Below are 14,255 nucleotides of genomic sequence, written 5' to 3' on the forward strand. Positions count from 1 at the left end.
GGAGTGGTTATATGCAAGACCGTATTCCATTTGTCGTATCTAAAACCGAATCCTTTTATGACAAGCTGAGTGAATGGATTGGTGACTTATTTTATGATATTTTACCAGAAGCAGGTTTTGAATTACGTGATGAACAAATTTTTATGGCCTTCCAGCTGGAAAAAGCATTTAAAGAAAAAAAGGTCATGTTTGCAGAAGCGGGAGTTGGTACCGGAAAGACCATCGTTTATTTACTTTACGCGATTATGTACGCCAGATATACAAATAGACCAGCCATCATTGCCTGTGCGGATGAAACATTAATCGAGCAGCTAGTAAAAAAAGAAGGTGACATTGCCAAGCTTGAAAAAGTACTTGGACTGAATATTGATGTTAGATTGGCAAAATCAAGGGATCAATATCTTTGCTTAAAAAAGCTTGATTATGTTAGACATGAGGACTTTAACGACGATATTGCCGGAATCTATGAGGAATTACCAGATTTCGTTCATAGTGATGGCTCTATGCAAAAGTTTGAAAGATATGGTGACCGCAGGGATTATCCATCGTTGTCCGATGATTCATGGGGGAAAATTAACTGGGATATGGTTCAGGACTGTTTTTCTTGTGAAAAAAGACATCGTTGCGGGCTCACTCTAAATCGTGATTTTTACCGTCACGCAAAGGACTTGATTATTTGTTCACATGATTTTTATATGGAGCATATTTGGACAAAAGAATCACGTAAACGAGAAGGACAGCTGCCGTTATTACCTGAACACTCTTCCGTTGTTTTTGATGAAGGGCATTTACTTGAATATGCAGCACAGAAAGCGTTAAGCTATCGTTTCACTGATTCTACTCTAGAGACGCTTTTAACCAGGCTGATGGAAAATGAAGTACGTGAAAAAACGTTATACACCATTGAAGAGGCTCTTTTAGACAATGATAAGTTTTTTAGTGCTATTTCACAGCACGCTGTCCCGTCAGAAGGTTCAGAAAAACAAATGATTGCCATGCATCCCTCTTTAATACAATATGGTACAACGCTCCTTAATAGGCTGCAGGCAATTGAAGAGGAGCTTGTCTTTGAGAGCGAATTGTATGTAATTAATGAATATGATTTAAAAATTGTAGAAGAATATTTGGAGCAGATTACGTACTCGTTATCACTCTTCCTTAAAGAAATGAATGGAATTACCTGGTTCGAAGAAAAAGGGTATGAACGGACACTTGTCATTATGCCAAAAATGGTTGAAGAAGTCATGAAAGATGAAGTTTTCTCACAAAAGAAACCGTTCATCTTTTCTTCTGCGACATTATCGAACGAAAAGAAGTTTGATTACATTGCAAATAGCTTGGGAATTAAAGAGTATTTATCCTTTTCTGTTGATTCACCTTTTGATTATGAAGAAAAAATGGAAGTATTCCTTCCTCGATTTAATCCAACTTCGATGAATGATAAACTAGATTATGTCATCAGTAAGATTGTTCAATCAGAAGGTCGGGCACTGATTCTTCTCAACAATCAAAATGAATTAAAAAGCCTAAAAGAAAAGCTTTCAGGGAATATTCCGTACCCTGTTTACTTTGAAGGGGATGAAGAAATAAGCACGCTTGTTTCAAAGTTTCAAAATGAAGAGCACGCTATTCTTTGCACCATTCATCTTTGGGAAGGCTTAGATATTCCTGGAAGATCATTAGAAAATGTGTTGATTTTCTCACTTCCATTCCCTCCTAATGATCCCGTGTTTACTGCGAAGCGAAATGGTGTTAGTGACCCATTTACGGAAGTGGATTTGCCATATATGCTCCTGCGATTAAGACAGGGGATTGGTCGTTTAATTAGAAGTGAGAGCGATCGAGGCAGTGTTCATATCATGCTGCATGAAAATATCGAGCCAGCATTATTGCAGAAAATTAAAGATGTTCTGCCGACAGAAGCAATAGAAGTATAAGAAAAAAGGTCAGCACCGCATGCTGACCTTTTTCCTATCTGCCTAATAAACGAAGTCCCTCAGCTGTCATTTTCTCCGGTGACCATGCCGGTTCCCAAACAAGGGTCACTTCAACCTTTTTTGTTTCCTCGATGCCTTCGATACTATAGCGTACTCCTCTTGTAATACTGTCATGAAGAGGGCAGCCTGGTGTCGTTAACGTCATCGTAACCTCTACGTCGTTATTATCCGCTACATCTATATTATAAATTAACCCTAAGTCGACAACGTTAATATTCAATTCAGGGTCATATACACTTTTTAATGCTTCAATAACTTTATCTTTTAGATTCATGATAAACACCTCTTTATTTTTTTAGGACTTTTAGAATACTGATTGAAATTAGGATAAATACAAGGGATAAAACAAATTGACCAATATTAAAGATTAGTATGGACTCTAAAATGATTGAAAAGAATACCACAACCACTGCAAAAACAAATAAAGAAAATAAGGGAACGACAATTTTTTCATTCATTATATCTTTTAAGGATGGAACCGATTTTTTGCCGATTTCCTTACTGTATTTATATGTCCACCACAGGAAGGGAACAATTTTATATAGATATCCCATAATGCTTAGGACAATCCATAGTAATAAATATAAGTAAACGAACGGCCCGATTAGGAGTGAATTTGGTACACTCCATAAAGCCATGAAGGCTGCTAAATGGACGATGTTCCCTAATCCAATTGCCACTAATGCAAATGTGAAGGAATTATCTAGTTTTTTCTTCAGCCTCTTTTTAATAATGATAGAGATATGCCAGCTGAAAACTGAAAAACCTGCTAGCAGTAAGAAAAATCCTGCTTTTAATAGATAATGATTCCCGTTAAAAAATGAAAGTATTGTAATCACTAGACCGGAAATATAAAGCCCATATACATATAGTGCTTGCACCATTGGAAAATCGTGTGATAATGAAAACATCGGAACCATTTTATAAGAAAAACCGAATATTAGTAGTGTAAACCAACCTGTAACACCCATTAAAAGATGGCTTTTAAAAATAGCCTGATAGTAGTCAGCAGCAAAGCCTGTTTGTAGTGAATATATCAACGTTATCCCCAAAAATATAGTTAAGAATAAACAAACCAGTGCACTTCCAACAAACGCAGTTAGAATATTTGGCTTTGCCTGCTTTCTAAGGGTCATCAACATTTGAATTAAAAACATTAAAATACCTAAGAGCATTAAAATTCCTGGAATCAATGCGTTTTGTGGTGAGACATATAACATCCATGAGAAAGTTGAGATACCAATAGCTGTAACAAAAAACTGGATAAAACCAAATTTTTCATTCCAAATTGGCGTTAGGAAAGCAACTGGTACTAACTGATACATGGCACCCATTGCTACCATTAGAGCCCAGCCCAAGACCAGCAGGTGAGCGGCTGACCAAATTGCTGGTATGCGAAAACTGCCATTCACCACCATTTGTCCATTCACTAGGACTAGGAGTTGAGATAGTACAAGTGCTACTAAACTGAAAAGAATAAATGAGAATGGAAGCTTAATATTTGTTTCACTTCCCATTGTCTGAGGAAGCATAATCATTCACCTTCTTATCGGAAGATTTCAATTTTGAAACTTCCGTCGTTTTGTTGTTCTGTACGCTGCTTATAGCCTAATTCCTCAAGCTGTTCATAAAGGAACATAGGTCTTCTATCGTTAATAATCGTTAGTACTTCACCTTCACCTAAATTTTCTAAGGCTGCAAGAGTCCTCATCATGGGCTGTGGTGGTTCTAAACCTCTGTTATCTAATATCATTTTTTATCACCTTTTCATACTTTTTTTAGGCATTCTTTGTAAAGGTAACCTTCCAGTGCTTTGCCTCAATTTCCTCTGATTCATGTGTAAAGCCCTTTGCTTTTAATACAGCAAACAAGGGTACAGGCTTAAAAGGGGCATGGAGAATAAAAATATCATTATCTTTTACTTCCTTGATCGCTTCCATAATTTTTTGGAAAGGTTCAATCTTATTCTTTAAATCATCTCTCACATCTAGCTCGATAATCTTCTGTTCCATTTTTAACAGCTCCCTGAATGTTTTTTTAATAGAATAATTCCTGTTCCAGTCCATCGCGGTCAATTAGATAGAAGCCAGCTTCGCACTGGTTAATGTAGTTTTTCTTTTTTAAATGGTTGATTGCTCTGCTGACTGTTTCCCTCGAAGTGCCAATCATGTTCGCAAGCTCACGATTTGTAAATTGGGTTGTTAGCTGATACCTGCTGCCAACTTGTCCACCGTTGGACTGACAAAGTCTTATAAGTAGTAATACAATTTGTTCGAAGGTATTATGGAGAACCTGCGCCTCTAGCCTTCCTTGGAGATCAACAATTTTCTCTCCCAACACTTTAAATAGCTTGATGCAGAGTTCTGGATTAGCGATTAGCGTTTCTTCAAATTTGTCTATTGGTATGACAATAAGATTGGCCACTTCTAACACCTCCGCATGTGCTGGAAAGTTTCCTTCTCGGAAAAACCCTGCATGTGGAAACATCTCACCGGGTTCGAGTATCGAAACAATTTGTTCCTTTCCGGAAAAATCTGTTTTATAGATTTTGATTTTTCCAGAATGGATAAAGAATACCCGATCAAGTGGATCGTCCTGCATAAATACATACATCTTCTGCTTATAACAGCGAGTCAATGCAATTTTTATGAAGGGTTCCAGCTCCTTATCTGATAGTTCTTTGAATAGAGGGACATCAGATAATCTTTTATTTATGTCCTCTTGCCTCATTAGCATCACCTTCGTAATAGTAATTCTATATTACATTCATTTTATCAGTGATTAATGAGCTATTATGTGACCTCCATCATAGATAGCATATTTATTGAAAATAATTCTCAACAAAAAAATAAAAAAATCCACAAGGCTAAGCTTGCGGATTTTCTTTCTGATTACATTCGTAGCATTCAAAGCAATAGATCTTTCGGTCTTCGGATTGTATGCCGTTAAAGAAGCCTTCTAAACAATAAATCTCTTTTGCACATGAGTTGCAGTAGCCTATCAATTCTTTCATCCTATTTTTCTCCTTCCGGTAATGCACTCTTTCTCTAAATTTCATTTTATAACAGAATTTATCTTTTGATGTTTTTTTATCCATAGATTTTCAGAAAAATATGATAAAATACAGATGGTTAATAAAAAGGGGGATTTATTATGAGAATGACTCCGGAGCAAGTAGAAAAAAAGTTTTTAGAATATGTTAAGAAAATGAGTGCCTATAATGAAGCACTTGGGTTGATTTATTGGGACCTAAGGACTGGGGCTCCAAAACAGGGAATGGATCAGCGGTCTGAAGTTATAGGCATGCTTTCCTCTGAAGTTTTTAAAATGTCTACTTCTGAAGATATGGCCGCATACATAGCAACACTTTCGAATAATAAACTATCTGAAAAGACAATGAAAATTCTTCAGGAATGTAAGAAAGAATACGAACGCAACAAAAAAATTCCTGCGGACGAATACAAGGAATATGTAATTCTTCAATCAAAGGCAGAATCTGTCTGGGAAAAAGCAAAGGATCAGTCCGACTTTGAGTTGTTTAGACCTTATTTAGAAAAACTTGTGGCAACCACAAAACGCTTTATAAATTATTGGGGTCATAAAGGAAATCCATATGATGTTTTATTGGATTTATATGAACCGGGTATGACCGTAGAAGTCCTTGACAAGGTTTTTGGAGACCTAAGAGAGAAAATTGTACCGCTGGTCAAGCAGATTGCAGATTCACCTAATAAACCTAAAACAGAGTTTCTGTTTAAAACCTTTAAGAAGGATAAACAGAAGGCATTAAGCTTAGAAATTCTTGGGAAAATGGGTTATAACTTCGAAGCTGGCAGACTCGACGAAACAGTCCATCCCTTTGCTACTGGTTTAAATCCAGGCGATGTCCGGGTTACAACCAATTATGATGAGCAGGATTTCCGTAAAGCTGTTTTCGGTACCATTCACGAAGGCGGCCATGCGTTATACGAACAAAATATCTCAAATGACTTGATTGGCACTCCATTATGCACGGGTACATCAATGGGTATCCATGAATCACAGTCTCTTTTCTATGAAAATATTGTCGGGCGCAGTTTTTCTTTTTGGAAAAATAACTATGAACTATTGAAGACCTATGCAACTGGTCAGTTCGATGATGTTTCCATTGAAGATTTTTACCGGGCTGTAAATGAATCGAAGCCTTCACTGATTAGGATTGAAGCTGATGAATTAACATACCCTCTTCATATCATTATTCGCTATGAAATTGAAAAAGGTTTATTTAATGGTGAGATAGAGGTGAGGGACCTTCCGAAGGTTTGGATTAAATTATATCAAGAATATCTAGGTATTACACCAGAGAATGACGCTAAGGGTGTACTTCAGGATGTCCACTGGGCAGGAGGGAGCTTTGGGTATTTCCCGTCGTATGCGCTGGGGTACATGTATGCTGCACAGTTTAAGAACAAAATGCTAGAAGATCTGCCTAATTTTGACCAACTGTTAGAGGAAGGTAATTTACTGCCAATCAAGGAATGGCTGACGAAGAATATTCACCAATATGGTAAGCAGAAAAAACCATTAGAAATCCTTCATGAGGTAACAGGGCAAGGTTTAAATGCGCAGTATTTAATCGATTATTTGTATGAGAAATATGGAAAAGTCTATCAATTAAATAAATAGAAGGCGAAGGAAGGGGATGAAAATTTCCCTTCTTCTTTATTTCATAAAGGTGTGTGTGTGATGGGGAAAATTGGTCCAATGATGATGATAGCAGTCAGTGCAGCTTTGTGGGGAATCATAGCCATTTTTGTTAGGAAGCTGGCGCTTTTAGGTTTTACTTCAATGGAGATTGTCACCTTGAGGGTTGTCACAGCCGTTTTATTGCTTGGGATTATCGGCATAACAAAATATCCTGGACAAATGAAGATTCGTTTTGTGGATAGTAAGTATTTTATTGGAACTGGGATCTTCAGCATTGTCCTATTTAATTGGTGTTATTTTACTGCTATCAATCAAATGAGTCTATCGTTTGCTGTTATTTTACTGTATACTGCTCCAACATTCGTAGTTATCCTTTCATATCTATTTCTAAAAGAAAGTCTGGATAGTAGGAAGATTATTTCAGTGATTGGGACGTTGTTAGGCTGTGTTTTAATTGTGGGGGTAAGTTTCAAAGATACACCATCTATTAACCTTGTTGGAATTCTAACAGGACTTGGTGCGGGTTTCGGATATGCATTATATACGATATTCGGAAAATTTGCGTTAGCGAAATATCGCCCATTCACCGTTACTTTTTATACCTTTTTAGTAGCTGCGGCCACGTTAGTTCTATTTACAAATCTTATTGAAAAAAGAAATATGTTAGTTAACGCCGAGGTCATCCTTTACGGAGTAGGTTTGGGTTTATTTCCAACAGTAATAGCTTACTTATTATACACAAAGGGCCTAGAAAAAATGGAGAGTAGTAAGGCATCGATTATTGCGACAGTGGAGCCTGTAGCTGCTACATTGCTTAGTGTCTTCTTATATAAAGAAAACTATGGGGTGCTGCAATTTGTTGGTACGGTTATTATTTTGATATCTGTTATTCTGATAAATTTACCGAAATCAACCTATAAAATTAATAAAAACCGGGCTTCAGCATAAGTAAAGCCCGGTTTCTCGATTTGTTACCAAGAACTCCAGGTTTTAAATCCTGGTGAGCCCGGAGGTGCATTTTGAATCATGTCGATAAACGGTATAGTGTAAGCAAATAGGATTAGGGCTGCTGTAATACCAAGCCATAATTTCCAGTTTTCAAATATCATTGGTGCTTTTTCTTCTAAATTCTCTGCTTCACCAACGGGGAATTCTTCTTCTCCTTTAGGTGCAAAGAATGCAAGGTTCACAAAGATTATGATCATCAAAATGATTCCAAGGAATAAAATGGACCCGCCAACTGCTTGTGCAATTTGGTAAGGAATCCATTCAGCTGCTTGCGCTGCATCTCCGTAAGTTGAGAAGGCTGAACGTCTAGGACCACCTAAAAGTCCTTGGAAGTGCATTGCACCTGACATAAACACCATTCCGATAAACCAAACCCAGCCTTGAATAATTCCTAATTTGTTCATTGCTTTCGTTAATTTTCGACCTGTTAAGTGTGGTATCAACCAATAGGAGATACCAAAGAACGTTAACACAACCGAGGTTGCAGCAGTTAAGTGGAAATGGCCTGTTACCCAAATTGTGTTATGAACGACTTGGTTCATTTGGTTGGAAGCATTGATTATACCTCCAGCTCCAGCAGGAATAAAACTTGCCATCCCGATAAATGGAACGGTAAAACGAGCGTCATTCCAAGGTAAAACCTTAAACCAGCCAAATAGACCTGTGGCACCTTTAGAACGGCCAAATCTCTCAAAGGTTGCGAATAAAGAAAATGCCGTCATCAATGATGGAATAATAACCATAAACGTTAGAACAACCTGTAAAAATTTCCACGCTGGATCTATACCAGGCTCCATTAGTTGATGGTGGAAACCGACAGGTATGGAGAAAAGTAAAAACAGAATAAAGGATAGACGTGCTAATGAATCCGAGAATATTTTTCCGCCAATAATCTTTGGAACAATTGCATACCAGGACATATAGGCTGGTAGTAACCAGAAATACACAAGCGGATGCCCGAAATACCAGAACAATGTACGGCTTATTAACACATCGACTGTATCAACTAAGCCGAGTGACCATGGAAGTAACTGGAATAAAACAGTTGATGCAACACCTAAAGTTGCTACGATCCAAAGGACTGTATTAATGACAGCCATAAAACTTAACAGCGGGCTTGGCTTTCCTGGGTTTTCCTTCCTCCATTTTGCATAGGTCATAATTTGGGCCGCTCCGTCAAGCCAGCTTCCAACTACAACAAAAGTCATCCCTAAGTAGAAAATCCAATGTGCTTTTAATGGTGCATAGAACGTATAAAGAACAGAAGCCTCTTTCAGTAAAACCATGGTTGCTGCCATGATTGTTCCAACAGTCATGACCCAGAATCCAATCCAGCCAATCCGGCGTGCTGCTGGTGAGTGAGTACCAGCTGTCCGGCTGACAGCTGCATATTGGAATCCCATAATAAAGAACGTTGTTAGAACAAGACCCATTAAAACACCATGTACGGTTAAAATTTGATAATAATCAATACCCCATGGAAGCTCAAATTTACCAGAGCGCACAAGGGTTTGCAGTAATCCCATTAGACCACCTAATGCTAATGCGATAAAGGCAACATAAAAGTGCGCCATCGCAAGCTTTCCATCACGTGGATCAACTTTTAATTTTGCTGTTTGGCTGCTCATTATTTAACCACCTTTATCTTTGAACTCATTAAGTGGTGACCAGTACCGCAGTACTCGTTACAAACCACTAGGTATTCGCCTTCTTTATCGAACGTCGTGACAATCTCGTTGACATAACCCGGTTCTAGCATCATATTGATATTCGTGCCAGCTACTTGGAAACCATGGACAACGTCTTTTGTTGTGGCAATTACTTTTACTTTTGCTCCAAGTGGAACTTCTACTTCACCAGGATTGTAGAAGAATGCCGAAGCAACGTACACTAATTCATAGTCCCATTCTTTTCCTTCAACCTTATTTAATCCAGGTTTATCGAATGGAGCCTCTGTATCAACTTTTTTTGGATCAATAGTAGTTAAACAGCTAGGCGGCTTGTTTCCTAAGTAAAAAGCGCTTACACCTACAACTGATAAGAAAACCACTAGTGCGCCTATTCCGAATATAAGCCAAATTTTTTCAAACTTATGCATATGCATGGTTTTTTCCCCTTTCCCTCTCTAAAAACGATCTAAGAATAAGAAGTAGACACTTACCCATGTGACAACTATAAAGATTCCCAAAAAGAAAACGGACGCTAATGTCCCTTTAAGAGAAGAGCTGTCTTCAATTTCTGTTTTTTTGTTTGATTTCAGTTCCGCTTTCGCCATCCCCCAAGACTCCCTTCAGAATAGATAATTAGATAAAATAATAAGTTCTCTTTCATAATACAAAACAATTGTGAAGAAAAAATAACAAAATTAACAGTTCACACAATGTTCATTCCTTAGATAAACACTATGTTAATTGTAATAAATTGATATAACAGTGATTTATATCACAATAGTAGTGGTGGATATGTGGCTAAATTGTGAACTATCACTTATTACCTGTGATAAAAGTAATTGATTAAGTCTGTTATGATATAAAAAGCTTGTTTTACCAATAGTTGTCACAAATTTGAAACTTTTTCATAGAATAATTATAGATGTATCTAAATTTTGAGAAGCGAGCGTGTTACGAATGGAAAAATATTATTGTGAACCATGCCGTCTCCTCTATGACCAAATTGAATATTGTAAAGTCTGTGGGTCCTTAGCTGACAAAAAGATTAAAATTGAGGTTCAAGCCCAATCAGAGAAACAGTAAGAGATTATAAAGCGCCGCAATCGGGTGCTTTTTATTTGTTTCAAAATGGCTTATGTAAAAATTGTGTTGATTACATAAATCAAGGCTTTTAAGAAAAATGGAAATGTTTTCGTAATGATTTAGCTGCAGCATCTCAGTTATAATCAAAGAGCACAACAACAACAACCTTCAAAACGTTGGCTTCCCTCTTGCAGGGAAGCTTTTTTTTGTACATAAATCTCCTAATATTGGTAAAAATACCATTACCTACATTGAAGGAGAATAAACGAATGCCAACGATTCTTTCAATAGCAGAAGCAGTTCCCGAGTTTGAAATTAAACAAGAGCAAGCGATTGACTTTGCCAGAGAACTCTTTTCAGAAAGGTTTAAGGATATCGAAAGGCTCCTTAAAGCCTTCCAAAACGGACAAATCGAAAAAAGACATATCGTAAAAAATATCGAGTGGTATAGAGTGGACCATTCATTTGCAGAAAAAAACAATGCTTATATTGAGTCCGCTGTGACACTAGGAATGCAGGCGATTAGGAACTGTCTTAATAATGAGACATTTTTAACCAGAGAAATACATTGTGATGAAATTGATGCGATATTTTATATTTCAACAACGGGTATGGCAACTCCCAGCATTGAGGCAAGAATCATGAACCTATTGCCCTTTCGCGAGCACACTAAAAGAATTCCCATTTGGGGGCTCGGATGCGCTGGAGGCGCTGCCGGACTATCACGGGCATTTGAATTTTGCAAAGCCTACCCAGATTCCAAGGTTTTAGTGCTTTCGGTTGAACTCTGCAGTTTAACTTTTCAAAGAAACGACTTTTCAAAGAGTAACCTAATTGGAACCTCACTTTTTGCCGATGGCGTGGCGTGTGCATTGATTTGTGGAAATGAGGTAAACATTGAGAATTTTTCCGCTAAAACGACTTTGCCGGGCATTATGAATACTCAATCTACGTTAATGCCAGATTCCTTAGATGTTATGGGATGGGATATAAGGGATCAAGGTCTATTTGTAGTGTTTTCCAGAGATATCCCGAGTATTATTGAGGAGTGGCTAAAACCAAATGTTAGTAAATTTTTAAGTGAGAATGAACTCCAGCTTTCTGAGATAGACCATTTTATTGCACATCCTGGCGGGAAAAAGGTGATTGAAGCTTATATCAAATCATTAGGAATACCTGTTTCGATGACCGACATTTCACTCGACGTGTTAAAGCAATTTGGAAACATGTCGTCGGCGACTATCCTTTATGTCCTTAAACGATTTATGGAAATGGGTGGTAATGCCGGGTCCTACGGACTATGCACCGCTCTGGGTCCGGGATTTAGTTCAGAATTGCTTTTACTGAAATGGGGGTAAATAATGATTCCTTTTTTAATATTTATTTCTGGTATGATTATTCAACGTTTACTTGAGCTGGTGATTGCTCGAAGAAATGAGAAATGGATGAAGGAACAGGGTGCGAGAGAGTTTGGTTTAAAGCATTATCAATTTATTGTGCTGATGCATTCATTGTTTTTTGGTGTCTTACTATTTGAGAAAATTACCTTTTCTCGTGAGTTCTCAGCTTTTTGGCCATTGTTGGCAGTAGTGTTTTTTTGTTCGCAGCTGATTAGAGTTTGGGCAATTACGTCGCTAGGACGTTATTGGAATACCAAAATTATTGTTTTACCCAATGTTGAAGTTGTTAGAAGAGGTCCATACCGTTTTATCAAACATCCTAATTATTTGGTTGTCTCGATTGAACTTTTGATCGTACCATTGATGTTCGGTGCATACATCACGGCAGGTTTGTTTACGATATTAAATATACTTATGCTGTCAATCAGAATACCTGCAGAGGAAAAAGCGCTGCGGGAACTAACTGAATATGAAAGCAGCTTAGGAAGTTGTAATCGGTTTTTCCCGAAATTGTTAAATAAATATGACAATTAACTTTGGTGTATTGAAAATGATTATCAGCTGTGATATTCTATTTTTAAAATAGAATGAAAATCATTCTCATCAAAGTTGAGCGGATAGGAAGGTGTTAATATGGCTTTTGCATTTGTAGGTGGAACGGTGATCATATACGCATTTGTCATGAAGCACGTCTTAAAAAATGTAACACATTAACGATATAACGAGAGTAAGCCAAGGATGGTATCCTTGGCTTGTTTTTTAGGGTCTGGAGTGACCAAAGAGTATGAAGAAAAAGCGTTTGGGTTAATCTAGGAGGTCTGGAGTGACCGAAGAGCATGAAGAAAAAGCATTTGGGTCAATGCAGGAGGCCTGGAGTGACCGAAGAGCATGTGGAAAAAGCGTATGGGTCAATGCAGGGGGGCTGGAGTGACCAAACAACATGAAGAAAATGCATTTGGGTCAATGCAGGAGGTCTGGAGTGACCGAAGAGCATGAAGAAAAAGCGTTTGGGTAAATGGAGGAGGCCTGGAGTGACCGAAGAGCATGAAGAAAAAGCGTTTGGGTCAATGGAGGAGGTCTGGAGTGACCAAAGAGCATGAAGAAAAAGCGTTTGGGTAAATGCAGGGGGGCTGGAGTGACCAAACAGCATGAAGAAAGTGCATTTGGGTAAATGCAGGAGGTCTGGAGTGACTGAAGAGCATGAAGAAAAAACGTTTGGGTCAATGCAGGAGGTCGGGAGTGACCGAAGAGCATGAAGAAAAAGCGTATGGGTAAATGCAGGGGGTCTGGAGTGACCGAAGAGCATGTGGAAAAAGCGTATGGGTAAATACAGGGGGGCTGGAGTGACCAAACAGCATGAAGAAAGTGCTTTTGGGTAAATGCAGGAGGTCTGGAGTGACCGAAGCGCATGAAAAAAAGCGTATGGGTAAATGCAGGAGGTCTGGAGTGACCGAAGAGCATGAAGAAAAAGCGTTTGGGTAAATGCAGGAGATCTGGAGTGACCGAAGAGCATGAAGAAAAAGCGTTTGGGTTTATGCAGAAAGCATGGAGTAACCAAAAATCAAATTAAAAAGCTGTTTGGCCACTCCGCTTGATAGTTATTCAAAACTTACTTTAGATATAGTATGTACAATGCCTATTTCCAATTTTAGTATAGTTCTTTTTCAATACCCGTCTAATCTGTTTCCTAGAGCCAATCACTTTACACCAGTCGAAAACCAAATTAGTGGTGATTTTTATATCGGGAAACAGTAACTGAAGTTCCCTCACAGACCGCAATATCGCATCTTCCACCTTTTCCTCACCACCACAAGTATTACATATTAGTACATTCTCACCGGGCAAAATCTCATAGGAATAACACGAACCACAAATAAGCCCTTTTTTCAAATTTTCATAGGTATACGATGGTACTCGCGTATAGGGTGAACTCGGTTTATGTTCCTTCACTAATTCATCAGCAAGTTTATAGTGGTTGTCATTTAATATAGAAGGTCTAGCATTTAATTCTTCAAAATAGCGAATGAGTTGTGTGGGATATAATATTGGCTTCTCCAATGGTGCCTGATAGAGGGTGAAGGCAGAATTAACAAAGAAGACATTTGATTTTATGGTAATCGAGTATTTTTTCTTCTGAAAGACTTGCCGGAGCAGGGTGTCGCTTCTTTTGATTTGATCTAGTGGATTCGGAATCTCAGTATGATTCATGGTAAAAAACTGATCAGGTTTATAATAATAGTCACCTTCATAATTTTTTATTTCACAAGGGAAATGGGTTCCTTGACAAATGATAAAGGAATCGATTTGAAAATTTGTAGAGTTCGTCTCCAGTCGTAAATCATTCAATATAAGGAATTTTTTTGGGTCCAGTCCATCAGATAATTGATCAAACATCACCTCACCTTTGTAAC

At 37.9% G+C, this 14,255-nt stretch carries 15 protein-coding genes; 5 read left to right on the forward strand and 10 right to left on the reverse strand.

The annotated features are described in order from the left end of the window. The first annotated feature begins 11 nt into the window (after window positions 1-11). Entirely contained in the window at window positions 12-1,937 is a 1,926-nt protein-coding gene (locus tag QFZ31_RS30510; protein ID WP_307310549.1) for an ATP-dependent DNA helicase, read from the forward strand. 34 nt (window positions 1,938-1,971) lie between these two features. Here QFZ31_RS30510 and QFZ31_RS30515 read toward each other — a convergent pair whose 3' ends face one another. The 6 genes from QFZ31_RS30515 to QFZ31_RS30540 all read right to left on the reverse strand — a co-directional run bounded on the left by QFZ31_RS30515 (window position 1,972) and on the right by QFZ31_RS30540 (window position 5,010). Next, window positions 1,972-2,271: a metal-sulfur cluster assembly factor gene (locus QFZ31_RS30515; protein ID WP_307310551.1), complete on the reverse strand. Its 300-nt coding sequence runs from the start codon at window positions 2,269-2,271 to the stop codon at window positions 1,972-1,974. A 13-nt stretch (window positions 2,272-2,284) separates the two neighbouring features. Beyond that, window positions 2,285-3,529 carry a hypothetical protein gene (locus QFZ31_RS30520; RefSeq protein WP_307310552.1) on the reverse strand — a complete coding sequence of 415 codons (1,245 nt, stop codon included), beginning with the start codon at window positions 3,527-3,529 and terminating at the stop codon, window positions 2,285-2,287. 14 nt (window positions 3,530-3,543) lie between these two features. Then, on the reverse strand, window positions 3,544-3,750 hold the full coding sequence (locus QFZ31_RS30525; protein WP_179596307.1) for a DUF2249 domain-containing protein: 207 nt from the start codon (window positions 3,748-3,750) through the stop codon (window positions 3,544-3,546). A 25-nt stretch (window positions 3,751-3,775) separates the two neighbouring features. Further along, on the reverse strand, window positions 3,776-4,009 hold the full coding sequence (locus tag QFZ31_RS30530; RefSeq protein ID WP_307310553.1) for a DUF2249 domain-containing protein: 234 nt from the start codon (window positions 4,007-4,009) through the stop codon (window positions 3,776-3,778). Window positions 4,010-4,034: 25 nt separating this feature from the next. Continuing rightward, entirely contained in the window at window positions 4,035-4,727 is a 693-nt protein-coding gene (locus tag QFZ31_RS30535) for a Crp/Fnr family transcriptional regulator (RefSeq protein ID WP_307310555.1), read from the reverse strand. Between the two features lie 136 nt (window positions 4,728-4,863). Further along, window positions 4,864-5,010 carry a hypothetical protein gene (locus QFZ31_RS30540; protein WP_307310558.1) on the reverse strand — a complete coding sequence of 49 codons (147 nt, stop codon included), beginning with the start codon at window positions 5,008-5,010 and terminating at the stop codon, window positions 4,864-4,866. Window positions 5,011-5,150: 140 nt separating this feature from the next. Between QFZ31_RS30540 and QFZ31_RS30545 the strand changes: the two genes are divergently transcribed. Both QFZ31_RS30545 and QFZ31_RS30550 read left to right on the forward strand, forming a co-directional pair. Next, the gene (locus QFZ31_RS30545) at window positions 5,151-6,662 is read left to right on the forward strand and encodes a carboxypeptidase M32 (protein WP_307310560.1); all 1,512 of its coding nucleotides are present in this window, start codon (window positions 5,151-5,153) and stop codon (window positions 6,660-6,662) included. A 60-nt stretch (window positions 6,663-6,722) separates the two neighbouring features. Then, window positions 6,723-7,631, forward strand: a complete 909-nt coding sequence (locus QFZ31_RS30550; protein WP_307310562.1) for a DMT family transporter — start codon at window positions 6,723-6,725, stop codon at window positions 7,629-7,631. 23 nt (window positions 7,632-7,654) lie between these two features. Here QFZ31_RS30550 and QFZ31_RS30555 read toward each other — a convergent pair whose 3' ends face one another. The 3 genes from QFZ31_RS30555 to QFZ31_RS30565 are packed head-to-tail and all read right to left on the reverse strand — an operon-like array spanning window position 7,655 to window position 9,966. Further along, the gene (locus QFZ31_RS30555; protein WP_307310565.1) at window positions 7,655-9,319 is read right to left on the reverse strand and encodes a b(o/a)3-type cytochrome-c oxidase subunit 1; all 1,665 of its coding nucleotides are present in this window, start codon (window positions 9,317-9,319) and stop codon (window positions 7,655-7,657) included. After that, window positions 9,319-9,795 carry a cytochrome c oxidase subunit II gene (locus QFZ31_RS30560; protein WP_179596293.1) on the reverse strand — a complete coding sequence of 159 codons (477 nt, stop codon included), beginning with the start codon at window positions 9,793-9,795 and terminating at the stop codon, window positions 9,319-9,321. The genes QFZ31_RS30555 and QFZ31_RS30560 overlap by 1 nt, the downstream gene beginning before the upstream one ends. Before the next feature lie 21 nt (window positions 9,796-9,816). Beyond that, a complete protein-coding gene (locus tag QFZ31_RS30565) occupies window positions 9,817-9,966 on the reverse strand; it encodes a cytochrome c oxidase subunit 2A (protein ID WP_179596291.1) in 150 nt (49 codons plus the stop codon). A gap of 747 nt (window positions 9,967-10,713) precedes the next feature. On the opposite strand from QFZ31_RS30565, the gene QFZ31_RS30570 reads away from it, so the two are divergent. Further along, window positions 10,714-11,802, forward strand: coding sequence for a type III polyketide synthase (locus QFZ31_RS30570; RefSeq protein WP_307310572.1), 1,089 nt, complete (start codon window positions 10,714-10,716; stop codon window positions 11,800-11,802). A gap of 6 nt (window positions 11,803-11,808) precedes the next feature. Beyond that, the gene (locus tag QFZ31_RS30575; RefSeq protein WP_373459942.1) at window positions 11,809-12,378 is read left to right on the forward strand and encodes an isoprenylcysteine carboxyl methyltransferase family protein; all 570 of its coding nucleotides are present in this window, start codon (window positions 11,809-11,811) and stop codon (window positions 12,376-12,378) included. A 1,080-nt stretch (window positions 12,379-13,458) separates the two neighbouring features. On the opposite strand, the gene QFZ31_RS30580 is transcribed toward QFZ31_RS30575, so the two are convergent. After that, window positions 13,459-14,238 (reverse strand): nuclease-related domain-containing protein, encoded by a 780-nt coding sequence (locus QFZ31_RS30580; RefSeq protein WP_307310577.1) that lies wholly within the window; start codon window positions 14,236-14,238, stop codon window positions 13,459-13,461. Window positions 14,239-14,255 lie beyond the last annotated feature (17 nt).

This window comes from Neobacillus niacini (assembly GCF_030817595.1).
Lineage (GTDB): Bacteria > Bacillota > Bacilli > Bacillales > Cytobacillaceae > Neobacillus > Neobacillus niacini_G.

What these genes read in the sequence shown, in the direction of transcription:
- QFZ31_RS30510 (WP_307310549.1), top strand. Translation starts at nt 12, where the DNA reads ATGCAAGACCGTATTCCATTTGTCGTATCTAAAACCGAATCCTTTTAT.
- QFZ31_RS30515 (WP_307310551.1), bottom strand. Translation starts at nt 2,271, where the DNA reads ATGAATCTAAAAGATAAAGTTATTGAAGCATTAAAAAGTGTATATGAC.
- QFZ31_RS30520 (WP_307310552.1), bottom strand. Translation starts at nt 3,529, where the DNA reads ATGCTTCCTCAGACAATGGGAAGTGAAACAAATATTAAGCTTCCATTC.
- QFZ31_RS30525 (WP_179596307.1), bottom strand. Translation starts at nt 3,750, where the DNA reads ATGATATTAGATAACAGAGGTTTAGAACCACCACAGCCCATGATGAGG.
- QFZ31_RS30530 (WP_307310553.1), bottom strand. Translation starts at nt 4,009, where the DNA reads ATGGAACAGAAGATTATCGAGCTAGATGTGAGAGATGATTTAAAGAAT.
- QFZ31_RS30535 (WP_307310555.1), bottom strand. Translation starts at nt 4,727, where the DNA reads ATGAGGCAAGAGGACATAAATAAAAGATTATCTGATGTCCCTCTATTC.
- QFZ31_RS30540 (WP_307310558.1), bottom strand. Translation starts at nt 5,010, where the DNA reads ATGAAAGAATTGATAGGCTACTGCAACTCATGTGCAAAAGAGATTTAT.
- QFZ31_RS30545 (WP_307310560.1), top strand. Translation starts at nt 5,151, where the DNA reads ATGAGAATGACTCCGGAGCAAGTAGAAAAAAAGTTTTTAGAATATGTT.
- QFZ31_RS30550 (WP_307310562.1), top strand. Translation starts at nt 6,723, where the DNA reads ATGGGGAAAATTGGTCCAATGATGATGATAGCAGTCAGTGCAGCTTTG.
- QFZ31_RS30555 (WP_307310565.1), bottom strand. Translation starts at nt 9,319, where the DNA reads ATGAGCAGCCAAACAGCAAAATTAAAAGTTGATCCACGTGATGGAAAG.
- QFZ31_RS30560 (WP_179596293.1), bottom strand. Translation starts at nt 9,795, where the DNA reads ATGCATATGCATAAGTTTGAAAAAATTTGGCTTATATTCGGAATAGGC.
- QFZ31_RS30565 (WP_179596291.1), bottom strand. Translation starts at nt 9,966, where the DNA reads ATGGCGAAAGCGGAACTGAAATCAAACAAAAAAACAGAAATTGAAGAC.
- QFZ31_RS30570 (WP_307310572.1), top strand. Translation starts at nt 10,714, where the DNA reads ATGCCAACGATTCTTTCAATAGCAGAAGCAGTTCCCGAGTTTGAAATT.
- QFZ31_RS30580 (WP_307310577.1), bottom strand. Translation starts at nt 14,238, where the DNA reads ATGTTTGATCAATTATCTGATGGACTGGACCCAAAAAAATTCCTTATA.